Below are 26,348 nucleotides of genomic sequence, written 5' to 3'. Positions count from 1 at the left end.
AATGGATTCCGTCCTGCGGGTGGAGGGCCTGGAGAAGGCGTACGGAGACGTGAAGGCCGTGCAGGGGCTCACCTTCGAGGTGGCGCCCGGCGAGGTGCTCGGGCTGGTGGGGCCCAATGGCGCGGGGAAGACGTCCACGCTGAGGTGCCTGGCGGGCATCCTTCCGCCGGGCTCCGGCCGGGTGGTGGTGGCGGGACACGACCTGGGGCGCACGCCGGTGGAGGCGAAGCGCGCGCTGGCCTTCCTCCCGGACGAGCCGCGCTTCTTCGACTACCTCACGGTGTGGGAGCACCTGAACTTCACCGCGCGGCTCTACGGCGTGGAGGACTGGGAGGCCCGGGGCCGGGCGCTGCTGGAGGAGATGGAGCTGTCAGGCAAGGAGAAGGCGCTGCCTGGCGAGCTGTCGCGGGGCATGAAGCAGAAGCTGTCCATCGCCTGCGGCTTCCTGCACTCGCCGAAGCTCATCCTGCTGGACGAGCCGCTCACGGGCCTGGACCCCATCGGCATCCGCCGGATGAAGGCGTCGCTGCGGCGGCGGGCGGAGGAGGGCGCCGCGCTGGTGCTGTCCTCGCACCTGCTGCCGCTGGTGGAGGAGCTGTGCCACCGCCTGCTGGTGATTGCCGGCGGGCGGGCCGTGGCGCTGGGCACGCTGGCGGACATCCGCTCCCGGCTCAGCGGGCCGGACGCGGGGAGCGCGTCGCTGGAGGAGCTCTTCGTGCGCATCACCAGCGCGGCGGACGCGGACGTCGCCCTGCCCGCGAGCGGGACGGGAACACGCGCTCCGTGAGCTTCCCGGGCGCCGTCCTCTTCCTCTGGCGGGCCTCCTGGCGCAACCGCGTGCTGCGGCAGGTGCGGCGGCTGAAGCGGCCGCGCTACCTGCTGGGGGCCTTGGTGGGCCTGGCCTACGTGGCCTACGTCTTCTCGCGGGGCCTGAGCTTCCGGGGAGTGGGCGGCGGGGCGTCGCCGGGCGCGCGGCTGTTCACCGAGCTGTCGCTGGTCGTCTCCGCGCTGGGGACGGTGTTCGCCGCGTGGGCGCTGGGGCGCGACAGGCCGTCGCTGTCCTTCACGGAGACCGAGGTGGTGCAGCTCTTCCCCGCGCCCATCCCCCGGCGCGCGCTGCTGCACTACAAGCTGGTGCGCGGGCTGCTGGGGACGGTGGTGGGCGCGCTGTTCGCCACGCTGTTCGTCGGCCGGGTGGTGAGCGCCGCGCCGGTGCTGTTCTTCCTGGGCAGCAGCCTGGGGCTGGGGACGCTGTACCTGCACTCGACGGCGGCGTCCTTCATGCGCACGCGGCTGGCCGCGCGGGGCCGCTGGGGCGTGGCGGTGCGCTGGGGCGCCGTGGCGCTGGTGCTCGCCGCGGTGGTGCTCGCGGGGCTGGCCGCGCTGCGGGCGCACCCCATGCCGGACGACCTCTCCTCGTCGCGTGAGCTGCGGACGTGGCTGCGCGCGGTGCTGGACTCACCGGGCCTGGCGGCGGTGCTGTGGCCCGGGCAGGTGCTGGTGGCGCCCGCGCTGGCCCGGGACGTGGGCGCCTTCCTGCGCGCGCTGCCGCCGGTGCTGGGGCTGCTGGCCGCGCACTACGGCTGGGTGCTGCTGGCGGAGGTGCCCTTCGAGGAGACGGCGGTGGTGCGGGCAGAGGCGCACTCGCGGGCGCGGGCGCTGCGCGGCTCGGGGCAGCTGGCCCGGGTGGGGAAGCTCACGCTGCGCAGGCCGCCGTTCCGGCTGCTGGCGCGCGGGCGGCCGGAGGTGGCGCTCGTCTGGAAGAACCTCATCGCGCGCAGGCGGATGGGGGGCGGGGTGGCGATGTTCGTGGTGTTCGTCGTGCTGGGGGGCGCCATCGCGGCGCTGCTGGGCGATGCGCGCCTGTTCACGGACACCCGGCGGGTGGTGGGGCCCCTGGCGCTGACGCTGGCGGTGGTGATGACGGTGATGGGCCCGAGCGCCTTCCGCGTGGACCTGCGGATGGACCTGCCGAAGCTGGACCTGCTGCGCGCGATGCCGCTGACGGGCCGGCAGGTGGTGGGCGCGGAGCTGGCCGCGTCCGCGCTGTCGGTGGCCTTCCTCCAGCTCCTGCTGCTGGGCGTGGCGCTGGTGCTGGGGCCCGGGGAGGAAGAAGCGCGGCTGGGGGAGTGGTGGTGGCCGGGCGGCGTGGCGCTGGCGGTGTTCCTGCCCGCGGTGGCGCTGGCGGGCCTGTTCGTGCAGAACGCGGCCGTGGTGCTCTTCCCGGCCTGGGTGCCGCCCGCGGAGCTCGGTGAGCGGCCCCGGGGCCTCGAGGCCATGGGCCAGCGGCTCCTGGCGCTGGTGGGGACGATGGTGGTGACGCTGCTGGGGCTGCTGCCGGCGGCGGTGGTGGCGCTGCTGGTGGGGTTGCCGCTGGCGTCCGTGCTGGGGCCGTGGGTGCTGCCCGTGGCAGGCGTGGCCGCCGCGGCCGTGCTGGTGGGGGAGGTGTGGCTGGGCGTGGTGGCCCTGGGCCGCGCCTTCGAGGGCCTGGACGTGTCCGAGGACCGACCGGAGTAGGGCGGGGGACGGCTCGCTCCAGGCGCACGCGGAATCCGTGCGCCTGGAGCTCGGCGGTCAGTGCAGCGGACTACTGACGCGCGTCCATCTCCTGGGCGGGGATGGGGAAGCGCGCGTGCGGCGCGAAGCTGGGGTCCAGCTCACGGGGGAGCGTGTCCAGCTTGTCGTACCGGCGCAGGTCGATCCACCGGTGGCCACCCTCCATGAAGAGCGAGTAGCGCTTCTGCTTGAGCAGCTCGTCCAGGATGTTGGCCTCCGCCAGGTCCGTCCGGGCAGGCAGCTCACCGGACGTGGTGCGGATGAAGTTGATGTCATCCGCGGCCGGGCCGAAGTTGCCCAGGCCGATGTTGGCCTCCGCCCGCAGGAGGATGAGCTCCTCGTTGCGGATGATGGGCACGTTGGCGTTGCCGTCGGGGTACAGCGTGACGCGCAGGTTCGAGGCCAGCCGTCCATCCGCCGCGGTGCCGGAATTGGCGGGTGGCAGGACCCGCGTCTTCCTCGCCACGCGCGCATCCACCGAGCCGTCCGCCTTCTTGTCGGCATCCGTGACGATGGACGGGTGCGCGAAGATGTTGCGGCTGTTGAGGTTGTTGTCCAGGTCTCCCGAGTCGGTGGAGAACACGTGGTACACGCCCCGGCTCAGCGGACGGCTGGGGTTGAGGAACGACTGGCTCAGCGCGGTCAGCGCCGTGCCGTAGTCCTTCTGGTACACGGCCACCCGTGCCCTCACCGCGCGGTTGAACGTCAGGAACGTCGCCGGCTCGTTGAAGTCGTCCGTGGTGGAGTTCGGGTCATCGCCTCGGAAGCCGGAGCTCAGCGCGAAGGGAAACTGCCCCCCCGCGGCTGCCAGGTGTCCCGCGGCCTCGTCGAGCAGCGTGGCGATGTGCGCCAGCACCCGCTGCTTGTCCTCGATGGGCGGCAGCGCGCTGCCCAGGGGCCGGCCCACGTCGATGGGCGCGCCATTCGTGTCCCGCGTGTTGATGACGACCAGGAAGTCCAGCGCCTGCATCGTCTTCGTGAAGCCGCGGATGCCCTCCTTCCGCTCGTCCGAGACGCCCGGCACCTTCTCCAGCGCCTCCAGCAGCGTGTTGGCGTTGCGGATGTTGGCGTAGGGGGCCGCCCAGAAGTTGCCGCCGAAGGCCGGACCGCCCGGGTCCAGCGTGGGCCCCAGCAGCTCCTCGACGAGGCGCGGCTCGGCGCCGTCGAAGATGAACGCCTCACGGCCGATGACGCCCAGCTCGGCGATGTAGCCGTTCTGGGCCGCCAGGCCCACGCGCTGGCCCATCAGCAGGCCCGTGGCCGCGCTGTACACGGCCGAGGGCGACGGGTTGTCGCGGAAATCGTCCAGGCTCGGGTTGTCCAGGTCGGGGATGTCCAGGCTCCCGCACCCTCCGAGGGTCAGCGCGGCGCCGAGCGCCAGGAATGCCTTCTTCGTCTGATGGATGGTCATGGCCTTAGAACCCGACGTCGAGCGACGTCCAGAAGCTGCGGCTGGGGGGGAAGGGGGCGACGTCGATGTTGCGAGCGATGGCCTGGTTGCCGAAGTTGCTGACCTCCGGGTCCAGCCCCGAGTAGCTCGAGAAGGTGAGCAGGTTGCGGCCGCTGATGCTCAGCCGGGCCGACTGCACCTTCGGAATCGCCGACACCCACTGCTTGGGCAGGTTGTACATGAACGTCACCTCGCGCAGCTTCACGAAGGTGGCGTCCTCGATGTAGACGCCCGCGTTGCGGCGCCGGTCAATCAGGCGCTGGCGGCCGGCCGTCTCGAAGTCCGGAGACGTGCCCGCGCCGTCATAGAGCAGGCGGGTGAGGTTGAGGATGTCGCTGCCCTGCTGCCAGTCGAACAGGAAGGACAGGCTGAAGTCCTGGTAGCGCAGGGTGTTGGAGAAGCCCATCCGGAAGTCCGGCTCGGTGTCGCCAATCTTGCGCACCTGGGTGTTGCCGTTCTCGTCCACCACGTTGCCGACAATCTGCGTGGCGGACGCGCCCTGCTCGATGCGGAAGGCGCCCAGGCCGGTGCCGAAGCCGCCCGTGAGGAACGCGGGCACCGGCAGGTCCGTCACCTGGCTGCGGTTGAGCGCGAACGTCGCCGAGCTCGTCCACTCGAAGGCGCCGCGAATGGGCGTCACCTGCACCATGGCCTCCACGCCGCGGTTGCGCAGCGAGCCGCCGTTGAAGAACTGCGTGGTGAAGCCCGTGGAGGGCGCCAGCGCGCGCGACAGCAGCAGGTCGCTGATGGTGCGCTGGTACACGGTCAGCTCCGCCACCAGGTCGCCGCCGAAGAAGAGCGCGTCGACACCGGCCTCGATTTCACGCTGCCGCTCGGGCTTGATGTTCGGGTCACCGGCGATGCCGCTGCCCACCAGACCCGGCGCGCCCTCGATGTTGCCGGTGGCCGTCATGCTGTTGAACTTCATGCCGTACAGCGGCTGGTTGCCCGTCTCGCCGTAGGCCAGGCGCACCTTGAACTCGTTCACGCTCGGGTGGAACGAGGGGATGCGGTAGGCGGTGGCCAGCTTCGGGTAGAAGTACAGCGCGTTCTCGTTGCCGTTGGCGCTGCTCTGCTCGCCACGGATGGCGCCCACCAGCGTGAGGCGCTCGTCCAGCATGAGCACCTCCTCCTGCACGTAGTAGCCGCGGTCGAGGATGCGCTGCCGGTTCTGCAGCACGTCCACCACCGTGCCGGAGTCCACGTTCTGCATGCCGGCGTTGAGGTACTGGCTGGAGACGTACACCGTGTTGATGTCGCGCGACTCGAGCTGGACACCGCCGGAGGTGGTGGCCGACAGGAACTTCGACTCGGGGCGGTAGGTGTGCACCAGGTTCAGGCCACCGTTCAGGTTGCGCACCTGGCTGGTACCGAACAGGGACGAGCCCGGCAGGCCGTCGCTTCCCTCGAAGTTGAGCTCGGGCGGGAAGAAGATGGAGTTCTCCTGCTGGAAGCGGTCCACGCCGGCGTTGGCGAGCAGGCGCAGGTGCTGCGCGTCCGTCTTCCACAGGTGGACCGTCGCGTCACCCGCGCCGATGAAGCGCCACACGTCCTCGTCGTTCTTCACCAGGCGCGCGGTCTGCAGGGGGTTGGACTCGTTCCCCAGGAAGGGGTTGCGCGGGTACACGCCCTGCGCGTCCGGATCCAGCGAGAGGAACTCGGGCGCGTACGGCATCACCATGTAGTTGGTGATGGTCTGGTTGTCGTTGTTGGTGAGGCCGCGCTGGCCCAGCGAGTGGATGAGGTTGGTGGAGACGTTCAGCTCCACCGCCTCGCCCAGGTTCTGCCCCAGGTTGAGGCGGAACGACTCCTTCTCGTAGCCGGTGTTGGCGATGATGCCTTCGTCGTTCTTCACCATCGCCGAGGCGAAGTACTTGGTGTTCCCGACGGCGCCGCTCACGCTGGCCAGCGTCTCCGTGGAGATGTCACGGCGGCCCGCCAGCGCCGACTCGTGGTCATACGTGCGGCCGGGCACGTAGTACTCGGAGGCCACGGCGCCGAAGGCCTCCTGCGCCTCCTCGACGGTCTCGAAGCGGCGGGTGCCAATCTTGTTGGCCAGCGAGTAGAAGCCGACGCGCTGGGTGACGTCGACCTTCGGCTCGCCCGCGCGGCCGCGCTTGGTGTTGATGATGACCACGCCGTTGGCGGCCTTGGAGCCGTAGATGGCGGCGGCGGACGCGCCCTTGAGGACCTCGATGCTCTCGATGTCGTTGGGGTTGATGTCCGCGATGCGGTTGACCTGGTTGTCCTGGGTGGGCGTCGGGTTGGAGCCGCCCGTGGACTCGGTGATGGCGTACACGCCGGAGGCAATCGCCACGTCGCTGACGAGCACGCCGTCGATGACGTACAGCGGCTGGGTGGAGCCGTTGATGGTGGACACGCCGCGCAGCCGCATCTGCATGCCGCCGCCCGGGGCGCCGCCGTTGGCCTGGATGTTGGCGCCGGCCACCTTGCCGGACAGCGCCTGGTCCACCGTCTGCGCGGGGGCCCGGTTGAGGTCCTCGGCGTTCACCGACGCCACCGAGTTGGCCAGGTTCTTACGCGCGACTTCAGACGCGCGGCCCACGACGACCATCTCCTCGGAGAAGATGTTGTCGAGGCCGACGTCCACCGTGCCCTGGTTGGCCGAGACGCGCACCTCGCGCTCGCCGTAGTCCTGGCTGGAGAACAGCAGCGTCACCGGGCCCGCCGGCACGTTGGGCAGCGAGAACGTGCCGTCCAGCTCCGTCTCGACGCCCTGGGTGGTGCCCTTGATGATGACGCGCACGAGGGGCAGGCCCTCGTTCGTCAGCCGGTCGGCGACCCGGCCCCTGACGGTGCGCCCCGTGGCCGGAGCCGCCGCGGTGGGTTGTGCCGCCGGAGCGGGGGTGGCCGGAGTGGCTGCCTCCGCTGGCGGCGCTGCTGGAGTCGCGGGTGCCTGGGCCGCGGGAGGCTGTGGTTCGGAGGCTGGCGGCGCGCTATTCGCGTCCTGCGCCAGGGTCTCCATGGAGAAGAGTGCAATCACGCACCCCGGAATCAACGCCCGTCTCAGCGTCATTCGGTCCTCACGTCGCTGCGTTGGAAGAACGGCCCCCCCTGATTAAGGATGCCGTGGACTTGAATCGTCACCGCGTGAACGCTGCCGAGTCAACGACATATCTGGATTCAAGAAATTGGCCGTCAATGCAGAGAGGCAGGAATTCTCCGCTGCGGTGATACATCTCGGAATGTGACAGCGAGGCCCGGTGGACCCACCTGCACGGTAGGGGCCACGGCAGCTCGCGTCACGCGCCCACCCTGGCGGGGCGGCAGTCTCGCAAGGCCGGTGCGGCCCCGGCACGCGCGCCGCCTTTGGGTGGGCTTCGCCGGCACTGCCCGCCCGCCCGACGCCCTGGAGCGGGGGAGCGGGCGGAGGGGCTGGAAAGACGTGTTGCCCCGGAGGCCGGCCCTCCCTTAAGAGACCCCTCGAACATGGCGATGAACGAGCGTTACGAGCCGCAGGCGATTGAAGGCAAATGGCAGTCTCGCTGGGACGAGGCGGGCATCTTCCGGGCAGGCAAGCGCCCCGGCGCCCCCAAGAAGTACGTCCTCGAGATGCTGCCGTACCCCAGTGGCAAGATGCACATGGGGCATGTGCGCAACTACCTCATCGGTGACGTGTACGCGCGCTACTTCCTGATGCGCGGCTTCGACGTGCTGCATCCCATGGGCTGGGACGCCTTCGGCCTGCCGGCGGAGAACGCCGCCATCAAGGACGGCGTGCACCCGGCGGTGCGCACCGAGGAGAACATCGCCTCCTTCAAGAAGGAGATAAAGAGCCTCGGGTACGCGTACGACTGGGACCGCGAGGTCAACACCAGCAAGCCCGAGTACTACCGCTGGAACCAGTGGTTCTTCATCCAGATGCTGGAGCGCGGGCTCGTCTACCGCCGCTTCAGCAAGGTGAACTGGTGCACCGGCTGCCACACCGTCATCGCCAACGAGCAGGTGAAGGACGGCGTCTGCGAGCGCTGCGACTCGCCCGTGGTGGACAAGGAGATGCCCGAGTGGGCGTTCCGCATCACCCGGTATTCACAGGACCTGCTGGAGTCGCTCGACACGCTGAAGGAGTGGCCGGACCGCATCACCTCCATGCAGCGCAACTGGATTGGCCGCTCGGACGGTGCCGAGGCCGACTTCCGCGTGCAGGGGCATGACGCCTCGCTGCGCGTGTTCACCACCCGCATCGACACGATTTTCGGCTGCACCTACGTGGTGCTCGCGCCGGACCACAAGCTGGTGGCCCAGGTGACGACGCCCGAGCGCCGCGCGGACGTGGAGGCCTTCTCCAAGCGGATGGCCGCCCAGTCCAAGACGGAGCGCCTGGGCGAGGACGCGGAGAAGGAGGGCGTCTTCACCGGGGCCCACGCGGTGAATCCGTTCACCGGCCAGCCCGTGCCCATCTGGATCGCCAACTTCGTGGTGAGCGACTACGGCACCGGCGCGGTGATGAGCGTGCCCGCGCACGACGAGCGCGACTTCGCCTTCGCGCGCAAGTACGCCCTGCCCATCCAGGTCGTCGTCCAGCCGGCCACGGGCGACAAGCTCCCCGAGGGCGCGAAGCTGGAGGCGGCGTACACGGAGTACGGCGTGCTGGTGGACTCGGGCGAGTACACCGGGATGACCTCCGAGGCCGCGCGGCCCGCCATGGCCGCGAAGCTGGAGAAGGACGGCCGGGGCCGCGCCACGGTGACGTACCGCCAGAAGGACTGGGGCTTCAGCCGCCAGCGCTACTGGGGCACGCCCATCCCCATCGTCTACTGCGAGAAGTGCGACCCCCAGCGCCACGGCATCCCCGTACCGGTGGACCAGCTGCCCGTGCGCCTGCCGGAGATCGACACCCAGGCGGTGCTCACCGGCAAGGGAGAGCCGCCGCTGGCCAAGGTGGCCTCGTGGGTGAACACCACCTGCCCGAAGTGCGGCGGGCCCGCCCGGCGCGAGGCGGAGACGATGGACACCTTCGTCGACTCCTGCTGGTACTTCGCGCGCTACCTGTCGCCGCGCTACGACGCCGCGCCCATCGACCCGAAGGAGGCCCAGCGCTTCCTCCCGGTGGACATCTACGTGGGCGGCCCCGAGCACGCGGTGATGCACCTGCTCTACTTCCGGTTCTGGACCCGGGTGATGAAGCTGCTCGGCCTGAGCCCGGTGGACGAGCCCGTCACGCGCCTGATTACGCAGGGCATCGTCAACGGCCCGGACGGCCGGAAGATGTCCAAGCGCTGGGGCAACGTGGTGGCGCCCGCCTCCATCGTCCAGAAGTACGGCGCGGACACCGCGCGCGCGTACGTCCTCTTCGCCGGCCCGCCGGAGCGCGACTTCGACTGGTCCGACGACCAGGTGGAGGGCGTCTTCCGCTTCCTCAAGCGCGTCTGGACGCTGGCCTCCACGCACCATGCCGCCGTCGCCGGGGCCACGCACGCCGGCCCCTACGAGGGCAAGGCGCTGGAGACGCGCCGCGCCGCGCACAAGTGCCTGAAGCGGGTGGGGGAGGCGATTGAGCGCCTGTCCTTCAACACCGCCATCGCCGGCATCATGGAGTGCGTCAACGCGCTCTACGCGGTGGGCACCCCGGAGACGCCCGCGGAGAAGGCGGCCATGGCGGAGGCCGTCCGGCTGCTCGCGGTGGTGCTCACGCCCTTCGCGCCGCACATCGCGGACGAGCTGGCGGAGGCCTACGGCGGCCAGTCGCTCACTGTCTCGGAGCCGTGGCCGGACTTCGACCCGGCGCTGGTGGTGGACGACGTCATTCCCTACGCCGTGCAGGTGAACGGCAAGCTGCGCGCGGAAGTCCGCGTGGCGGCGGACGCGGCGGAGGCGGACGTGCGCGCCGCCGCGGAGGCGGACGAGAAGGTGCAGGCGGCCCTGGCGGGGAAGACGGTGCGCAAGTTCGTCTTCGTCCCCAAGCGGCTGGTGAACTTCGTCGTCGGCTGAAGGAGCCCGAGTGCCGGTAGAAGTCCTCGTCATGTGCAGTGCGTGCGGGCGGCCCCAGCCGGCGGGCGGCTCGCGCTGCATCGCCTGTGGGGGGGCGCTGCCGGACGCGCCCATGCCCGCGGAGCCCTCGCCCCGGGCGCCGTTCCTCGCCGCGGACCTGGGCGGCGGGCGTGCCCTGTCCGGCGAGGGGGAGCGGCTGTCCTACCGCGCCACGCCTTCGGGGGCCCCGCAGGTGGTGGACCTGGGGAGCTTGCGCGGGCTGGAGCTGGAGACGCGCTTCTTCCGGGAGGCGCTCCTGCTGGCGGCCTTCGCGGTGCTGGGCTTCGTGGCCCGGGCCCCCGCGCTGAAGGCGGTGGCCTTCGGCGTCGCGGCGCTGGGCGTGCTGCTGGCGGTGGTGTGTCGCTCGCACGTGCTCGTCCTGGAGACGTCCGAGCCCGGCCGGGTGCGCTGGCCGCTGGGGCTGGCGCGCCGGGGCTCGGAGCGGGACGCGCGGCTGCTGGCCGCCTGGGACACGCTGGCCGGGGTGGTGCGGGCGCGCGGGGTGCCGGTGCGGGAGGCGGGGGCGCGGCGGACGGCGCCACCTCCGCTGCCGCCTCCGGGCCCGGGTGACGGCCCTCGCGCTTGACGGACAGGGCGGGCCGGGTAGGGTGCCGCGCATGTCGCGTCCCTTCGGGCCGGAGTCCCGGCGCCTCTGGTCGGGTTGGGTGCTGGGAGCGTGGGGGGCCTGCGTGGCCGCCGGCGCGGGCTGTGGCTACCGCTTCGTGCCCAAGGACGCGGGCCTGCCGGAGGGCATCAACAGCGTCTGCGCGCCCATCTTCGGCAACGAGACGGCGGAGCCCACGCTGGAGACGCTCTTCACGCGCTTCCTGCGCCAGGAGCTGACGCGGGTGGGGCGGCTGTCGGGCACGGGGGCGTGCGACGCGCGCCTGGAGGGCACGGTGCTCTGGATTGGCAACTCGCCCACCATCGCCGGCAACTACTTCCGCATCGCCGCGCAGGCGCGGCTGCGCCTCGTCAAGGACGGCCAGATTCTCAGGGAGACCGTCGTCGGCGGCTCGGAGGACTACCTGCTGGGGAGCGGGGACATCCTGGAGGCCGAGGCCAACAAGCAGGCCGCGCTGGACCGCCTGGCGGAGCTGCTGATGCGCGACGGGTACGACCGGCTGGCCAGTACCTGGTGAGGAGACCGCGGCCTCCTCCCGGTAGCCTGCTCGGACATCACGGAGTCACCGGGCGGTGACTCCGGTGCTGCGTGCGACTTAAGCCCGGGCGGCCTTCGTGGCGGCCTTGGCGAGGCGGGAGATGCGGCGCGAGGCGGTGCGCTTGTGCAGCACGCCCTTGGAGGCCGCCTTGTTCAGCGCCTTGGAGGCCGCCTTGAGCGCGTCCGCCGTGTTCCCGGCCTTGGTGGTGAGCGCCTCGCGGGCGGACTTCACCGCGGTCTTCACCTCGCCGCGGACGGTGACGTTGCGCGCGCGGCGCTTGAGGGACTGACGGTGACGCTTCTCTGCGGACTTGGTGTTGGCCAAGAGAAATCTCCAGCTGAAAGGCAGGCTAAAAAGAGGGGCCGTCCTTACTGCGACGCCTCACGGGCGTCAAGACGGGTGTGCGTGTCCGGCCGGGTTTTCCGGACTCCGGAGACGCCCCAGGACACCTACGCGGGAGAATCATCCAGCGGAGGTCGTGTATTCCCACACCAGCCCGGCGGGGTCCCGGAAGTCCAGGCGTCCCTCCCGGGCTTGTAGCACGCTTCCGGGGCGCGTCTCCTCCAGGGCGGCCCTGAGCCGCTCCACGGCCCGGGCGGAGGGGGCTTCCAGGATCAGCGCGGTGCCGGTGGACGGGGCCTCTCCCCGCTGGAAGACGACGCGCAGGACGCCATCTCCATACACGGCCTCCTCCGCGCCGCCGCGCCCGGTGCTCCAGCCCAGCCGGGGGGCCACCGTGTCCCAGAAGGCCCGCTGGGCGGGCAGGTCCGCCACGCGCAGGCGCACGGTGGTGATGGCGGCGCGGGGCAGCCGGGCGGGCGGGGGCAGGGCCTTCTCCTTCACCTTGGCGGCCTGCCAGTGGCGCTCCATGTGCGCCAGGGTGGCCTCGCCGAAGGGGACGCCCTCCGCGCGCAGCTCGGACTCGATGTGCTGGAAGCGGGTGGTGAAGCGGCGGATGGCCATCCGCAGCGCGTCCTCGGCGGGGGCCTTGATGAACCGCGCCAGGTTGGCCAGGGAGAACAGGACGTCCCCCAGCTCGTGCTCGATGGCGTCCCGCTCTCCGGAGGCGATGGCCTCGTCCAGCTCGTCCAGCTCCTCCGCCAGCTTGCCGCGCACGCCGGCCAGGTCCGGCCAGTCGAAGCCGATGCGGCTGGCCTTCTCGGTGAGGCGCTCGGCGCGCATCAGCGCGGGCGCGGCGACAGGGACGCCGTCCAGCACGGAGCCCTCGCTGCCCGTCTTGCGCTTCTTCTCCTCGGCCTTGAGCTTCGCCCAGTTGGCCAGCACCTGCTCGGCGCCCTCCACGCCGCGCAGGTCGCCGAAGACGTGCGGGTGCCGGCTGACGAGCTTGTCGCTGATGGACTTCGCGACGTCGGCCATCGTGAACTCGCCGACCTCCGCGCCCAGCTGCGCATGGAAGACAATCTGGAAGAGCAGGTCCCCCAGCTCCTCGCAGAGCGGGCGCAGGGGGCCGCCGTAGCCCACGCGGTCCATCTCCTCCAGGACCTCGAATGCCTCCTCGAGGAGGTAGGGGCGCAGCGAGCGCAGGTCCTGCTCCCGGTCCCACGGGCAGCCGCCTTCGGCGCGCAGCCGCCGCATGATGTCCACCAGCCGCTCCAGCTCCGCCCCGGGGGTCCCCATCCGTGTCCACCTCCACGCGGGCCGTCGCCCGCGACGCGCGCCCCTGTAACATGCGTGGCACCCGGCCTGGCCGCCAAACGGGGGCCGGTGGCGTTCGCTTTCGTGGTTCGGCTCGGGTCGCCTATCATCCGCGCCCTGGATGATCCGCTTCCCGCTCCCCGCCCTGCTCCTGTGTGGCCTCCTGCTGCTGGCTCCGAGCGGCGCGTCCGCCCAGCTCGAAGCGCCCTCCCGCCTCCAGGAGGTGGATCCGGGCGCCATCGAGCCCGACCTGCGGGACGAGTCCTTCGACCCGAGGGATCAGCCCATCGAGGACATCCCCGACGAGCCCGAGCCTCCTCCCGCGGAGGACGACGCGCCCGTCCGCAAGCCCACGAAGGGAGCGAAGGCCGTGGAGGCCGCGCCCCCGAGCGCCCGGACTCCGGAGCCGCCCCCCGCGCCCGAGGTGCCGGTGGTGGTGCCGCGCCCGGTCGTGGGCCCGGTGCTGACGCCGCGCCTGTCGGACGCGGACGTGCTGGCGGTCTGGGAGCGGTGGCGGCAGGCGCGGGCGACGAATGACGGCGCCACCGCGCAGGCGGCGCAGGCGGAGCTGGTGAAGCTGCGCGCGGAGCTGGTGGCGAGCGACCTGGAGCCGCTCAGCGTGGGCTTCCTGCGCGAGTCCGCGGTGCGGCGCCGGGCGGGAGACCTGGCGGGCGCGGTGCGGCTGGCGGAGCTGGCGGTGGAGCTGTCGCCGGGGCTGCCCTATGCGCGCTTCGAGCTCGCGGAGCTGCACGCGCTGTCCGCGCCGGGGGACGTGTCCCGGTACCTCGCGCAGGCGCGCGGCGCCTTCGTCTCGCTGGTGAAGGACCCGCGCTACCGCCGGCCGCTGCTGGCGGACCTGGGCGCCCTGGTGCTGCTGGCGTGGTCGGCCACGGCGGTGGTGCTGGTGGGGCTGCTGTTCCTGCGCCGGGTGCGCTACGCGCTGCACGACTTCCACCACCTGCTGCCCCGCGCGGTGGCGCGCTGGCAGTCCGCGCTGCTGGGCCTGCTGCTGCTGGGCCTGCCGGTGGCGCTGGGGATGGGCGTGGTGGCGGTGTCGCTGGTGCTGCTGGGCGTGGTGGCGTTCTACCTCACGCGCCCGGAGCGGGTGGTGGCGGCGGTGCTGGTGGCCGGGCTGGGCCTGGTGCCGCTGGCGGCCGGGCAGCTCGCGCGGGTGACGGCCTTCGCCGGGACGCCCGCGGAGGATGTCTACCTCCTGGAGCGCGGCGGCCTGTCGGCGGAGGACGCCATGGCGCGGGTGCTCGCCCGGCTGGAGTCGCGCGCGGCCACCTTCGCGGAGCTCTCCGCGCTGGCGCACTACGAGTCGCGCCGCGGGCTGCTGGAGGAAGCGCGGACGCACTTCAAGGCGGCCTCGGCGCTGCGCAGCGGTGACGCGCGGCTGCTGACCCGGTTCGGCAACACGCTGGTGGGGCTGGGGGACCCGGAGGGGGCGGCGCAGCTCTACGCGCAGGCGTCGCAGGCGGACCCTCGGATGGCGGCCCCGCACTACAACCTGGCGCAGGTGTACCGCCGCCGGGCGAAGACGCTGAAGGACTCGGAGGTGGGCCGCGAGCTGGACCGCGCCGCCACCGCCATGGCCTCCGCGCAGGCGCTGGACGGCTCGCTGCTGCGCCGGGAGCCTCCGCCGGAGGACCGGCTGCTGCTCAACCTCCTGATGCTGTCGCCGGAGCTGCAGGAGGCCGACTGGCTGTCGCTGGCGGACGGCACGGAGGCGGGGCGCCGGGTGGAGGCCCAGCTGGGCCGGTGGCTGCTGCCCGGGGTGGCGCCGGGGCCGGTGGCCTGGGCGGTGCCGGCGGTGCTGGCGCTGCTGCTGATTCCGTGGGGGTTCGCCGGCGGGCGGCTGAAGGCGGCGAAGGTGTGCGAGCGCTGCGGCCGTCCGGTGTGCGTGCGGTGTGATCCGGAGCTGGGCGTGGGCAGCAAGCAGTGCGGCCAGTGCGTGAACGTCTTCCAGCGCAAGGGCCTGGTGCCGCAGCAGCTGCGGCAGCGCAAGCAGGGACAGGTGGACCGCCACCAGGCGTGGGCGGGCCGGCTGTCCTACGTGCTGGGGGCGCTGCTGTCCGGCGCGGGCCACGTCGCCTCCGGGGTGCCGGTGCGCGGCGCCATCCACGCCTTCTTCTTCCTCTTCGCGCTGGGCGCGGTGCTGCTCCACCAGGGCCTGGTGCGGGCGCCCTACGGCGCGGCGCCGCTGTACCTCAAGCTGGTGCCGCCGGCGCTGCTGCTCCTCTCCATCTACCTGCTCTCGCTGCGCGGCCTGCACCGGCTGCGGCGAGGGGAGGAGTAGGGACCATGGCTCTCAAGGGAACGCTGAAGGACTTCGGTATCGGCGACATCCTGCAGCTCATCGGGCAGCAGCAGAAGACGGGCACGCTCCACTTCCACCAGAAGGACCAGGAGGTGCGCGTCGGCTTCAAGGACGGCCACATCATCAAGGCCGAGAGCCTCACCCGGAAGCGCAAGGAGCTCATCGGCAACATGCTGGTGCGCGCCGAGCTCATCACCGAGATGCAGCTGGAGGCGGCGCTCGAGACGCAGAAGCGCACCCTCAAGCGGCTGGGCGACGTGCTCGTCTCCAGCCAGGCCCTCACCGCCGAGCGCTTCCAGGCGATGATGCAGCTGCAGGCCACCGAGACCATCTACCGCCTCTTCACCTGGAAGGCCGGCACCTACGAGTTCATCCAGCAGCCCGTGGAGGCGGACGCGGAGGCCATCCACCCCTTGCGCGCCGAGACGGTGCTCATGGAGGGCTTCCGGATGGTGGACGAGTGGCCCGTCATCCGGAAGAAGATCCACCGCGACGACCTCACCTTCGAGCGCCTCAAGGCGCTGCCCCAGCCCCGGCCCGGCGAGGAGGGTGGGGAGCTGGGCACCATCGGCCCCACCGAGCGGCGCGTCTACGAGGAGCTGGCGCCCGGAAGGGACTTGCGCAAGCTGGTCGACGTCTGCTGCCTGGGCGAGTTCGAGACCTGCAAGGCCCTCTTCAACCTGGTGAAGGGCGAGTACGTGCGCGCCGTCGACCCGCAAGGGGGGCGCTCTCCCGCGCCAGGTGACGAGCGCCTGCTCGCCCGGATGGCGGGGTCGGTCGGGCGGGTGCTGGCCACCATGGCCGTGCTGGCCGCGCTCGCCCTCGTGGTCTCCCGGGGGGCGTACGCGAGCCATGCGGACGCCGCCGCGACTTCTTTCGCGGATCCCGCCGCCCAGCGTCATGTTTCCCACGCCCAGCGCGTCCGCATCGAAGCGGCCCTGGAAGTGTTCCGTCTGGAACGTGGAGAGCTGCCGGAACGTCTGGATTCTTTGGTGCAGGCTGGATTGTTGAAACCGGAAGAACTCCGATACCCCTGGCGGGAGGAGTACTATTACCGACGGCTGGCTGCTCGGCGGTTCGTCCTCCTGCCACCCTTGCGCTAGCCGTGACGCAAAGTCGTCTTTCGCACCCCATGGGCCGGCGTTACGTTGAGGTCAGTCGTCACGCGCACTGACCGAGGATTGACCTGCATTGAGAAACCCCGCCACGTTGGAAGCGCCCGAAGTCCTCACCACCTCCGCCTCGGCCAAGGTGGACGTTCGTGACAACGCGACCGCCCTGGCTCTCTGCGGCAACCAGAACGAGAACCTCAAGCTGATGGAGCGGCGCCTCGGCGTCCGGGTCGGACAGCGGGGGACCGAGTTCCACCTGTCCGGGCCTTCCGACGCCGTGGCCTTCTCCGTGCGCCTCCTGGAGAACCTGGAGGAGATGATCCGCGCGGGCCGTCCCGTGTACCGCGAGGACGTGGAGCAGGGCATCAAGGTGCTCGGCCGGGGCGGCGCGGAGTCGTTGCAGGAGGTCATGCTCGGCCCCGTCCTGAAGAGCTCGGGCAACCGGCAGATTGCGCCCAAGAGCATCAACCAAAAGCGCTACGTGGACGCCATCCGGGCCCACGACATCGTCTTCGGCATCGGTCCCGCCGGTACGGGCAAGACGTACCTGGCCATGGCCATGGCGGTGGCGTTCCTGCAGGAGCGCAAGGTCAAGCGCATCATCCTGGCGCGTCCCGCGGTGGAGGCCGGCGAGAAGCTGGGCTTCCTCCCTGGAGACTTGCAGGAGAAGGTGAACCCGTACCTGCGCCCGCTGTACGACGCGCTCCACGACATGATGGCGGCCGAGCGTGCCGCGCAGCTGCTGGAGCAGGGCGTGGTGGAAGTGGCCCCGCTGGCCTTCATGCGCGGCCGCACCCTCAACGACGCCTTCGTCATCCTCGACGAGGCGCAGAACACCACCGTGGAACAGATGAAGATGTTCCTCACGCGCCTGGGCTACAACAGCAAGGCCGTCATCACCGGTGACGTGACGCAGGTGGACCTGCCCACGGGCAAGATGTCCGGCCTGAACCACGCGCGCTCGGTGCTGAAGAAGGTGGAGGGCATCCACTTCGCGGAGTTCTCCGAGGTGGACGTGGTCCGCCACCCGCTCGTCCAGGAGGTCATCCGCGCCTACGACAGGGCGGAGCTGGCCAAGCTCGAGGCCCAGGTGGCCCGCGAGTCCCCTGCTGCCCCGCAGTCCGTCGAGCCCGCGCCCGTCGGTCGCGAGTGACGCCTTCGCTGCCCACGTATGCCCACCCGCGCACACCCTGGCGGGCGGGCGTACGCTATCCCACCCTCGTGAATTTTCCCTGGCGCTGCGTCCTTGATGGAGCCGTGACGCCTTATCTAGGGTGAGGACCCCCATGGCCGAACCGGAATCCCCCCCTCCAGGGCCCAGCCCGCTGGACGCGCTCGCCGATCGCCTCGGCCTGGGCAATGCCGCCTGGGGTCGGCGCGCCATCCAGGTCTTCCTGCTGCTCGTCGTGTCGGTGGGCGCAGGCTTCGTCATCTCCCCCGGCCTGTACAGCCAGCAGATTCCGGCCCTCACGGACGAGCACGTCGGCAAGCCGTTCCGGGCCAGCTCTCCCGCCGGCTTCAAGGCGGCCCGCGACTACGAAATCGTCCACCGCGCCATGACGCAGCAGCGGCGCCAGGACGCCCGCGCCGCCGTCCGCCCCGTCTACGACTTGAACCCGGCCGTGGTGGGACATCTGCGCACCACGGTGGGGTCCGCGTTTGAAACCATGCGGGTCCGCCTGGATGAGCTGGCGGAGGCCCGCTCGGACACGGACATGGAGGAGGCGGGCCGCCGCAAGCGCCCCGCGGCGCCGACCCCGGAGGACGTGGAGCGGGAGCGCCGCGCCCGCGAGGAGATGCAGGCGGAGCTGCAGGAGCTGCTCTTCGGCCAGCGCGAGACGAGCCTCGAGGCGGAGGACTTCCAGGCGCTGTACGCCACCCGCTTCTCGCAGGAGGCGGAGGCGGCCACGCTGCTGCTGCTGGAGCGGGCCTACCGCTCCGAGCGCGGGCCGGTGCACGTGGCGGGCGCGCGCGAGGAGCTGGCGCGCGAGGCGCCGCAGGGGCTCACCGTCCGGGACGTGGTGAACAAGGGCGAGGAGACGCTGCCGGGCTCCGCGCCGCAGGTGGTGGACGTGCGCGAGGCGCACCAGGAGCTGGACCGCTTCGCCTCCATCCCCGGCAACCTGCTTCCGGACGCCCCGGGCGTGCAGCGCCGGGCCGTGCTGCGGCTGGCCAAGCGGCTGGTGCGCGCCAACCTCACCATCAACATCGCGGAGACGGACGCGCGGCGCACCCAGGCGGCGCAGGCGGTGAAGGACGCCGTCATCTCCATCAAGAAGGGCCAGCGCGTCATCGGTGACGGCGAGCTCGTCAACGACACGCACCTGGTGGTGCTGCGCGGCATGCGCGCGGAGACGGACCAGCTGGACCTGCTGCAGCTCCAGGTGGGCGGCACCGGGCTGGTGGCGCTGCTGGTGGTGTCCTCGTACTTCTTCTGCCGCGCGGCCTTCCGGCGCTTCCGGCCCACGCGCAAGGACGGCGTGCTGCTGGGCCTGCTGCTGGTGGGCCTGCTGGGCCTCTTGCAGGTCTGGGTGTCCATCGCGGACGCGGTGCAGGACCGGTACACGGCGCTGCCAATCGAGGCCTTCTATTACGCCTTCCCCGTGGCGGCCGGCGCCATGCTGGTGCGCTTCATCCTCACGCAGGAGCTGGCGCTCTTCTTCGCGCTCGTCTTCGCCTGCCTCGCCGGGGTGATGCTGAGCAACTCGCTGGCGTTCGGCATCTACACGCTGGTGGGCTCGCTGGTGGCGGCCGACCGCATCGTCAAGGCCAAGGACCGGGTGGGCATCTTCCGGGCGGGTCTGATTACCGGTTCGGCCAACCTGGTGGCAGTGGTGTTCCTCTTCCTGGTGGAAGGCAAGGGGCTGGCGGGCGACACGCTCATCACCGCGCTGTGCGCCTTCGTGGGCTCCACGCTGGCGGTGCCGGTGATGGTGATGGCGCTGACGCCGCTCATCGAGTCCACCTTCGGCTACGCGTCGGACATCAAGCTGCTGGAGCTGGCCAACCTCAACCACCCGGCGCTCAAGGAGCTCATCGTCCAGGCGCCCGGCACGTACCACCACTCCATCATCATCGGCTCGCTGGTGGAGAACGCGGCCGAGGCCATTGGCGCCAACCCGCTCCTGGCCCGCTCGTGCGCGTACTACCACGACATCGGAAAGGGCCGGAACCCGCTCTACTTCGGGGAGAACCAGAAGGGGGAGAACCGGCACGACACGCTCGCGCCGGCGATGAGCGCCGTCATCATCAAGCGGCACGTGACGGAGGGGCTGGAGATGGCGCGCCAGTACCGGCTGCCCAAGCTGGTGGCGGACGCCATTCCGCAGCACCACGGCACGCGCACGGTGGGGTATTTCTACCACAAGGCCCTCAAGGAGCAGGAGGGCAAGGAGGGCGCGCCTCCCATCGACGAGAGCATCTACCGCTACCCGGGCCCCAAGCCGCAGTTCCGCGAGGCGGCGCTGGTGATGATTGCCGACGCGGTGGAGGCCTCCACGCGCTCCATGTCGGACCCCACCAGCACCAAGCTCCAGGCGCAGGTGCAGAAGATCATCAACCTCATCTTCTCCGAGGGTCAGCTCGACGAGTGCGACCTGACGCTGAAGGACCTGAACCTCATCGCGCAGTCCTTCCTGCACACGCTGGAGGGCATCTACCACACGCGTCCGGCGTACCCGGCGGGCGCGGTGGGCGGGGGCAAGGCGCCGCCGCTGGTGGTGGCGGGTGGCGTGAAGGTGGTGGAAGGCAAGGACAAGGCGCGGACGGCGGGCGCGTCATGAGCGCGCCGCGAGGAGTGACGGCGTGAGATTGCGCAAGGGGAAGGTGATTCCCCGTGACGACGGCAAGCGCATCGAGGAGTTCGTGGGTGCGGCCACCACGGGGACGGATGCAACGTCCGTGGCGCGGATGCTGGCGCCGCCGGGCTGGTCCGAACCCGCCCAGCGGCCCGAGTTCGACGAGGTGGTCATCGTCCTCAAGGGTGAGCTGACGGTGGTGGTGGACGGGCGTCGCGAGCGCATCCCCGCCGGCGAGGTGGGCCTGGTGCCGCGCGGCAAGCGGGTGGTGTACCGCAACGACGGCCAGGGCGCGTGTGACTACTGGTCCGTCTGTGCCCCGGCGTTCCGCCCGGAGCTGGCGCACATGGAGCCGCCGGAGAAGCGCGAGCCGGAGAACCACGTCACGGTGCAGGTGGCGCACGGCCAGGGGCGCGAGTTCTCCCGGCTCCTGTCGTCATGGGCGAAGGAGTACCTGAAGGCGCTGGAGCTGAAGGGCTGCGAGCTGTCGCTGTCGCTCGTGGATGACAGGGCCATCCGCCGCCTCAACCGCACCTGGCGCAACAAGGACAAGGCCACGGACGTGCTGAGCTTCCCCGCTGGGGATTTGCCCAAGGGCACGCCCGGGCCGAAGCCGCTGGGCGACGTGGTCATCTCCCTCGACACGGCGAAGCGGCAGGCGAAGGAGTACGGCCGCTCGCTGGAGTCGGAGATGGCGCGCTACCTGGCCCACGGCCTGCTCCACCTGCTGGGGCACGACCATGAGCGCCCGCGCGACGCGAAGCGGATGGCGGCGCTGGAGGAGCAGCTGCTGGGCGAGCGCGGCATGGTGGCGGACTCGCTCCAGGTGGACGCGCGGGCACGCCGGGCCCGCAGCCTGATGTAGGCCTCTTCCTCGGCCTCCCGCCGGACAATCCGGCATCCTCCGGTTGAGTCGGGCGGCGTGCATGATAGGTAGGCCGCCTCCCGTGTGTTGGACGGACTCCATGCCCCGCCTCTCACTCATCGCCTCCTGCCTGCTCGGCCTGCTGCTCGCGGCGGCGCCGGCCTCCGCGCGTGAGGTCTCCGTGCCGCCCTGGGGCTCTGGCGAGAGCCGGGGCGAGGACCTGTCCATCTGGCTGGTGACGTTCAGCCCCGGGGACGACGTGCCCTCGTGGTGGGGGCACGGCTCGCTGGTGGTGGAGGACAGGCGGCTGCAGCAGTCGCGCCTCTACAACTACGGCATGTTCAGCTTCAGCGACGCCATGCTGGCCCGCTTCGCCATGGGCCGCCTGGAGTTCTGGGTGGGCCACTCGTCCGTCGGCTCCACCTTCCGCTTCTACCGGGAAGAGGACCGCGACGTCCGCATCCAGGAGCTGAACCTCACCCCCGAGCAGCGGGTGACGGTGGCGAAGCGGCTGGCGGACAACGTGCTGCCGGAGAACCGCGAGTACCTGTATCACCACTACAACGACAACTGCGTCACCCGGCTGCGCGACATGATTGACGTGGCCACGGGCGGGCAGCTGCGCGAGTTCGACCGGGCGCCAGGGCGGATGACGCTGCGCGAGCACACGCGGCGCTACACGGCCGTGAATGCGCCCATGAGCGTGCTGCTCGACTTCATGATGAACGATGAAATCGATCATCCCATCACGAAGTGGGAGGAGGCCTTCCTCCCGGACGAGCTGGAGTCCCAGGTGGCGGCGCTGCAAGTGAAGGGCGCGGACGGGCAGCTCCAGTCGCTGGCGGCGAAGAGCTGGAACTTCTACGAGTCGCCCACGCGCAAGCGCCCGCCGGCCGAGCCTCCGCCGTGGGGGCCCTGGATTTTCGCGTTGGGGCTGGCGCTGGGCGGCGCGGCGGTGGGGCTGGCGGCGTGGGAGCGCCAGCGGGGCAGCAGGGTGGCCCGGATGCTGCTCGGCCTGGAGAACGCGGTGCTGGGGCTGGTGCTGGGGCTGCCGGGCACGGCGCTGTTCATCATGTGGTGGGTGACGGACCACACGGTGACCTACCGGAACGAGAACCTCTTCCTCGCCAACCCGCTGACGCTGCTGGCGCTGCCCTTCGGCGTGGCGCTGATGTGGGGCAGCCAGAAGGCCCGCGCGCGGCTGTTCAAGGTCTGGGTGGCGCTGGTGGGCCTGGGCGTGCTGGGCATCGTCCTCAAGCTTCTCCCGCCCTTCGACCAGGACAACTGGCGCCTCATCGCCCTCATCCTGCCCGTCTCCGTGGGCATGGCGGGCGCCTTCGGCCTGGACCGCGTGCTGGCGCGCCTGCGCGGGGGGGACCGGGCGTCCACGGGCAGGAGCGCCGCCGCCACCTCGCTGAAGGCCCCCTGAGCTTCCCTTTTCCAACCCCATTCCGAGCGCGGCGCCCCAACCGCGCCGCCCGACGAGGACGACACCATGGCGAACGATTCGATGGAGAAGATCAACGGCCTGCGGGAGCGCGTACTCGCGCTCCGGGGGCATCTTTGACCTGGACCGCAAGCGGTCCCGCATCGCGCTGATTGAGCGGGAGTCCACGCTCCCCAACTTCTGGGACGACCACGCCAAGGCCCAGGGCATGTTGAAGGAGAAGTCCACGATGGAGGCCAGCGTGGGCGCCTACGACAAGGTGATGCGCGGCCTGGACGACGCGCAGACGCTGCTCGAGCTGGCGGCCGAGGCCAATGACGCGGACACCGCGAAGGAGGCGGAGGCGTCGCTGGAGGGCCTGGAGGGCGAGGTCGCCAAGCTGGAGCTGGCGCGCATGCTGTCCGGCGAGCAGGACCGCAGCAGCTGCTTCATGGACATCAACGCCGGCGCGGGCGGCACGGACTCCATGGACTGGGCGGCCATGCTGCTGCGCATGTACACGCGCTACTGCGAGGCCAAGGGCTGGAAGGTGGAGATCAACGACGAGGTGCCGGGCGAAGAGGCGGGCTTCAAGAACGTCTCCCTGCGCATCGAGGGTGACTTCGCCTACGGCTACCTCAAGGCGGAGGTGGGCGTGCACCGGCTGGTGCGCATCTCCCCCTTCGACGCCAACGCGCGGCGGCAGACGGCCTTCGCCTCCGTGGACGTCTATCCGGAGGTGGACGACACCATCCAGATCGACATCCCGGAGAAGGACATCGACCTGAAGTTCATCCGCGGCGGCGGCGCGGGTGGCCAGAAGGTGAACAAGACGTCGTCCACGGCGCAGCTGCGCCACCTGCCCACGGGCATCATCATCACCTGCCAGACGGAGCGCTCGCAGTCGGCCAACAAGGAAATGGCCTTCAAGATCCTGCGCGGCCGCCTGTACGAGCTGGAGATGAAGAAGCGCGAGGCCGCGCGGGACGCCGCCGAGGCGCAGAAGAAGGACATCTCCTTCGGCTCGCAGATCCGCTCCTACGTGCTGGCCCCGTACCGCATGGTGAAGGACCTGCGCACCGGCGTGGAGACGGGCAACGTGGACGCCGTGCTGGACGGCTCCCTGGAGGACTTCGTCACCGCCCAGCTCCTCGGGGTGAAGAACCCCAACCGCAGCGCCGCCGCGGAGTAGCCCTCCTGGCCCTCCCCGCCGTCCCCTGTGCCCAGGCCTCCAGATGTAGGCCCGGCACGGACCTCTGGGACGGCGGGAACCTTTTTCCCTGTCCTGCTGTCCGAGGGGCCGTGGGGCAGGGGACGGGGTAGGCTGAGGGTCGGTGGCACCTCCGGCGGAGGGGCTGTCGCGGGAGGACACCGGTGTCGTCGGGCGGCGTGCTCGAAATCGGACAGGAACAGGCGGTCGCCGTGGAGGCGCCCGGGGCGGGCCGCCAGGACGCGGCGCTGCTGGCCCGGCTGCGCCGGGGCGACCCGGATGCCTTCGAGCTGCTGGTGCGCACGCACCAGGACCGGCTCTATGACTTCTGTGTGCGCATGGTGGGGGACCGCGAGGAGGCGCACGACCTGGTGCAGGAGATCTTCGTCAGCGTCCACCAGAACGTGCGCCGCTTCCGGGAGGACTCGAAGCTGTCCACCTGGCTGTTCCGGATTACGAAGAACCACTGCATCAACCGGCTGAAGTACCTCAAGCGCCGGGGCCGGGGCCGCTCGGAGGAATACGACGAGGCCAGCGCCCTCTGGGTGGACGGACCGGGCGCGCCCCCCGCGCCAGACGCGGCGCTGGAGTCCTCCCGCGAGCGGGCCCGGGTGCAGTGGGCCATCTCCCAGCTCGAGCCCGACGCGCGCATGCTGGTGGCGCTGCGGGACATCGAGGGGCTGAGCTACGAAGAAATCATCGACATCACCGAGCTTCCGGAGGGGACGGTGAAGAGCCGGCTCCACCGGGCACGAGAGAAGCTGGCGGATCTCCTGGGACGGCTTGAGCCATGAGCAGCATTCATCGCAAAATCCTGGACGTGGACCCGCGGATGAACCACCGCGAGGCGAGGGCCCTGTTCCTCGCGCTCGCCGACGACGAGCTGCCCGCCCCCAAGGCGCAGGCGGTGCGCACGCACCTGGACGGCTGCGACGAGTGCCGCCAGGGGTGGGAGGGCTACGCGAGCACCGTGCAGCGCCTCAAGGGCGTGGAGCGGGAGAAGGCCCCGCCCGCGCTCGCCTCCATGGTGATGAACCGGGTGCGCCGGCAGCGCCGCTTCGGCCTGCGGGGCCTGCACACGGCCCACATGCACCACCGCGTCCCGGTGGAGATCCTCATCCCCCTGCTGCTCGGGGCGGCGGTGGCCGCCTTCCTGTTCATGGCCGCTCCCTGACCGTCCCCGCTGTGTTGCGTTGCTTCCGGGGGGAGGCTTGGCTACGGTGCCGCGCCTTTGGGAAAGCGCGTCATGGCCGAGACCGAGAACAAGAGCGAGCAGAGCGCGGGCGAGGCGGACCTCGGGTCCAAGGAACAGGAGATCTACGACCAGCGGCTGGAGAAGGCCGCGAAGTGGCGGGCCGCGGGCTTCAACCCGTACGGCAACGGCCACCGGCCCCAGCACCAGGCCGCGGACATCCTCCAGAAACACGAGAAGCACACCGCCGAGGAGCTGGACGCGTCGCCGACCACGTACGACGTGGCCGGCCGCCTCGTGGCCATGCGCTCGTTCGGCAAGGCGGCCTTCATCAAGCTGCGAGATCGCTCGGGCGAGATCCAGGTCCACATGAAGAAGGACGCCCTGGGTGACGCCTACGAGGTCTTCAAGCTGTGCGACCTGGGCGACTTCCTGGCCGCCACCGGCACGCTCTTCCGCTCCAAGACGGGCGAGCTGACCCTGGCCGCCTCGAAGTTCACCCCGCTCACCAAGTCCCTTCGGCCCATGCCGGAGAAGTGGCACGGCCTGACGGACGTGGAGATCCGCTACCGCCAGCGCTACCTGGACATGGTGTCCAACCCGGACGTGAAGGCCACGTTCCTCAAGCGCACGAAGCTCGTCAGCTTCATCCGGAACTTCCTCGACACGCGGGACTTCGTCGAGGTGGAGACGCCGATGATGCACTCGCTCGTCTCGGGCGCGGCGGCGCGGCCCTTCACCACGCACCACAACGCGCTCGACATCGACCTGTTCATGCGCATCGCCCCGGAGCTGCATCTCAAGCGCCTGGTGGTGGGCGGCATGGAGCGCGTCTACGAGATCAACCGCAACTTCCGCAACGAAGGCATCAGCACCCGGCACAACCCCGAGTTCACGATGCTGGAGTTCTATCAGGCGTACGCCACGTACGAGGACCTGATGGACCTCACCGAGGAGATGCTCTCCGCCGCGGCCAGGGCCGTCACCGGCGACACGAAGGTGAAGTACGGCGAGCACGTGCTGGACTTCGGCAAGGGCTGGAAGCGCATCCCCATGGCGGAGGCCATCCGCGAGGCGGTGGGCAGCGCCCTGTCCGACAAGGACATGGCGGACCCGGACAAGCTCCGCCACGAGCTGCTCAAGACGACCCACTCCGAGGCCGAGCGCCGCGCCATCGACGCCATGAACCAGGGTGAACTGGTGGGCGCGCTCTTCGAGCACCACGTCGAGGGCAAGCTCGTCCATCCCACCTTCATCACCCATTTCCCCACCAGCATCTCCCCGCTGGCCCGCCGCAACGACGCGAACCCGGACGTGACGGACCGGTTCGAGCTGTACGTGGCGGGGCGGGAGATCGCGAACGCCTTCTCCGAGCTGAACGACCCGCTGGACCAGAAGGGCCGCTTCCTGGCCCAGCTGGAGGCGAAGCAGCGGGGCCAGCAGGAGACCATGGACTACGACGAGGACTACATCCGCGCCCTCGAGCACGGCATGCCTCCGACGGCCGGCGAAGGCATCGGGATTGATCGGCTCGCCATGTTGTTCACCGATTCCCAGAGCATCCGAGACGTCATCCTGTTCCCCCTCCTCAAGCCACTGGCGAAGTAGCC

Annotated in this window: 19 protein-coding genes; 15 read left to right on the top strand and 4 right to left on the bottom strand. The window is 70.7% G+C overall.

The annotated features are described in order from the left end of the window. Position 1 precedes the first annotated feature (1 nt). Positions 2–787 (top strand): ABC transporter ATP-binding protein, encoded by a 786-nt coding sequence (locus LXT23_RS46425; protein WP_253986970.1) that lies wholly within the window; start codon positions 2–4, stop codon positions 785–787. Then, entirely contained in the window at positions 784–2,517 is a 1,734-nt protein-coding gene (locus tag LXT23_RS46420) for a putative ABC exporter domain-containing protein (protein WP_253986969.1), read from the top strand. Before LXT23_RS46425 ends, LXT23_RS46420 begins: the two co-directional genes overlap by 4 nt. A 70-nt stretch (positions 2,518–2,587) precedes the next feature. On the opposite strand, the gene LXT23_RS46415 is transcribed toward LXT23_RS46420, so the two are convergent. Both LXT23_RS46415 and LXT23_RS46410 read right to left on the bottom strand, forming a co-directional pair. Continuing rightward, entirely contained in the window at positions 2,588–3,967 is a 1,380-nt protein-coding gene (locus LXT23_RS46415) for a RagB/SusD family nutrient uptake outer membrane protein (RefSeq protein ID WP_253986968.1), read from the bottom strand. A gap of 4 nt (positions 3,968–3,971) precedes the next feature. Further along, positions 3,972–7,043, bottom strand: coding sequence for a SusC/RagA family TonB-linked outer membrane protein (locus LXT23_RS46410; RefSeq protein WP_253986967.1), 3,072 nt, complete (start codon positions 7,041–7,043; stop codon positions 3,972–3,974). Between the two features lie 413 nt (positions 7,044–7,456). On the opposite strand from LXT23_RS46410, the gene leuS reads away from it, so the two are divergent. From leuS to lptE, 3 genes are read left to right on the top strand one after another with little or no spacing between them, the layout of a single operon-like run. Continuing rightward, positions 7,457–9,958, top strand: a complete 2,502-nt coding sequence (gene leuS, locus LXT23_RS46405) for a leucine--tRNA ligase (protein ID WP_253986966.1) — start codon at positions 7,457–7,459, stop codon at positions 9,956–9,958. Between the two features lie 10 nt (positions 9,959–9,968). After that, complete coding sequence (locus tag LXT23_RS46400) at positions 9,969–10,583, top strand: hypothetical protein (protein WP_253986965.1); 615 nt, start codon at positions 9,969–9,971, stop codon at positions 10,581–10,583. A gap of 31 nt (positions 10,584–10,614) precedes the next feature. Then, the gene (gene lptE / locus LXT23_RS46395) at positions 10,615–11,139 is read left to right on the top strand and encodes an LPS assembly lipoprotein LptE (RefSeq protein ID WP_253986964.1); all 525 of its coding nucleotides are present in this window, start codon (positions 10,615–10,617) and stop codon (positions 11,137–11,139) included. 78 nt (positions 11,140–11,217) lie between these two features. Here lptE and rpsT read toward each other — a convergent pair whose 3' ends face one another. After that, positions 11,218–11,484: a 30S ribosomal protein S20 gene (gene rpsT, locus LXT23_RS46390; RefSeq protein ID WP_253986963.1), complete on the bottom strand. Its 267-nt coding sequence runs from the start codon at positions 11,482–11,484 to the stop codon at positions 11,218–11,220. Between the two features lie 138 nt (positions 11,485–11,622). After that, complete coding sequence (gene mazG, locus LXT23_RS46385; RefSeq protein WP_253986962.1) at positions 11,623–12,798, bottom strand: nucleoside triphosphate pyrophosphohydrolase; 1,176 nt, start codon at positions 12,796–12,798, stop codon at positions 11,623–11,625. A 139-nt stretch (positions 12,799–12,937) separates the two neighbouring features. Here mazG and LXT23_RS46380 point away from each other — a divergent pair, with 139 nt between their 5' ends. The 10 genes from LXT23_RS46380 (at position 12,938) to lysS (ending at position 26,346) form a co-directional block, all read left to right on the top strand. Further along, positions 12,938–15,115, top strand: coding sequence for a tetratricopeptide repeat protein (locus LXT23_RS46380; protein ID WP_253986961.1), 2,178 nt, complete (start codon positions 12,938–12,940; stop codon positions 15,113–15,115). A 5-nt stretch (positions 15,116–15,120) separates the two neighbouring features. Beyond that, entirely contained in the window at positions 15,121–16,239 is a 1,119-nt protein-coding gene (locus tag LXT23_RS46375) for a DUF4388 domain-containing protein (RefSeq protein WP_253986960.1), read from the top strand. 88 nt (positions 16,240–16,327) lie between these two features. Then, positions 16,328–17,401: a PhoH family protein gene (locus tag LXT23_RS46370; RefSeq protein ID WP_253986959.1), complete on the top strand. Its 1,074-nt coding sequence runs from the start codon at positions 16,328–16,330 to the stop codon at positions 17,399–17,401. 133 nt (positions 17,402–17,534) lie between these two features. After that, positions 17,535–20,030 carry an HD family phosphohydrolase gene (locus LXT23_RS46365; protein ID WP_253986958.1) on the top strand — a complete coding sequence of 832 codons (2,496 nt, stop codon included), beginning with the start codon at positions 17,535–17,537 and terminating at the stop codon, positions 20,028–20,030. A gap of 22 nt (positions 20,031–20,052) precedes the next feature. After that, positions 20,053–20,910 (top strand): rRNA maturation RNase YbeY, encoded by an 858-nt coding sequence (ybeY, locus tag LXT23_RS46360; RefSeq protein ID WP_253986957.1) that lies wholly within the window; start codon positions 20,053–20,055, stop codon positions 20,908–20,910. 100 nt (positions 20,911–21,010) lie between these two features. Then, positions 21,011–22,339, top strand: coding sequence for an Lnb N-terminal periplasmic domain-containing protein (locus LXT23_RS46355; protein WP_253986956.1), 1,329 nt, complete (start codon positions 21,011–21,013; stop codon positions 22,337–22,339). Between the two features lie 66 nt (positions 22,340–22,405). Next, a protein-coding gene (gene prfB / locus LXT23_RS46350) for a peptide chain release factor 2 (RefSeq protein WP_253986955.1) occupies positions 22,406–23,528 on the top strand; the annotation gives its coding sequence in 2 pieces (ribosomal slippage) (positions 22,406–22,474 and positions 22,476–23,528; 1,122 coding nt in all). Positions 23,529–23,710: 182 nt separating this feature from the next. Beyond that, the gene (locus LXT23_RS46345; protein ID WP_253986954.1) at positions 23,711–24,340 is read left to right on the top strand and encodes an RNA polymerase sigma factor; all 630 of its coding nucleotides are present in this window, start codon (positions 23,711–23,713) and stop codon (positions 24,338–24,340) included. Next, entirely contained in the window at positions 24,337–24,720 is a 384-nt protein-coding gene (locus tag LXT23_RS46340) for an anti-sigma factor family protein (RefSeq protein WP_253986953.1), read from the top strand. Before LXT23_RS46345 ends, LXT23_RS46340 begins: the two co-directional genes overlap by 4 nt. Before the next feature lie 72 nt (positions 24,721–24,792). Next, the gene (gene lysS, locus LXT23_RS46335; protein WP_253986952.1) at positions 24,793–26,346 is read left to right on the top strand and encodes a lysine--tRNA ligase; all 1,554 of its coding nucleotides are present in this window, start codon (positions 24,793–24,795) and stop codon (positions 26,344–26,346) included. The last annotated feature ends 2 nt before the right edge of the window (positions 26,347–26,348 follow it).

It is taken from the genome of Pyxidicoccus xibeiensis (assembly GCF_024198175.1).
In the GTDB taxonomy this organism is placed as follows: domain Bacteria; phylum Myxococcota; class Myxococcia; order Myxococcales; family Myxococcaceae; genus Myxococcus; species Myxococcus xibeiensis.
Note: the sequence above shows the minus strand (reverse complement) of the source record. Positions and strands in the feature narration are given on the sequence as shown.

Coding starts and splice junctions, on each gene's coding strand:
- LXT23_RS46375 (WP_253986960.1), top strand. CDS start 15,121: ATGGCTCTCAAGGGAACGCTGAAGGACTTCGGTATCGGCGACATCCTG.
- LXT23_RS46425 (WP_253986970.1), top strand. CDS start 2: ATGGATTCCGTCCTGCGGGTGGAGGGCCTGGAGAAGGCGTACGGAGAC.
- LXT23_RS46415 (WP_253986968.1), bottom strand. CDS start 3,967: ATGACCATCCATCAGACGAAGAAGGCATTCCTGGCGCTCGGCGCCGCG.
- LXT23_RS46355 (WP_253986956.1), top strand. CDS start 21,011: ATGCCCCGCCTCTCACTCATCGCCTCCTGCCTGCTCGGCCTGCTGCTC.
- lysS (WP_253986952.1), top strand. CDS start 24,793: ATGGCCGAGACCGAGAACAAGAGCGAGCAGAGCGCGGGCGAGGCGGAC.
- lptE (WP_253986964.1), top strand. CDS start 10,615: ATGTCGCGTCCCTTCGGGCCGGAGTCCCGGCGCCTCTGGTCGGGTTGG.
- LXT23_RS46410 (WP_253986967.1), bottom strand. CDS start 7,043: ATGACGCTGAGACGGGCGTTGATTCCGGGGTGCGTGATTGCACTCTTC.
- LXT23_RS46365 (WP_253986958.1), top strand. CDS start 17,535: ATGGCCGAACCGGAATCCCCCCCTCCAGGGCCCAGCCCGCTGGACGCG.
- LXT23_RS46380 (WP_253986961.1), top strand. CDS start 12,938: ATGATCCGCTTCCCGCTCCCCGCCCTGCTCCTGTGTGGCCTCCTGCTG.
- LXT23_RS46340 (WP_253986953.1), top strand. CDS start 24,337: ATGAGCAGCATTCATCGCAAAATCCTGGACGTGGACCCGCGGATGAAC.
- leuS (WP_253986966.1), top strand. CDS start 7,457: ATGGCGATGAACGAGCGTTACGAGCCGCAGGCGATTGAAGGCAAATGG.
- mazG (WP_253986962.1), bottom strand. CDS start 12,798: ATGGGGACCCCCGGGGCGGAGCTGGAGCGGCTGGTGGACATCATGCGG.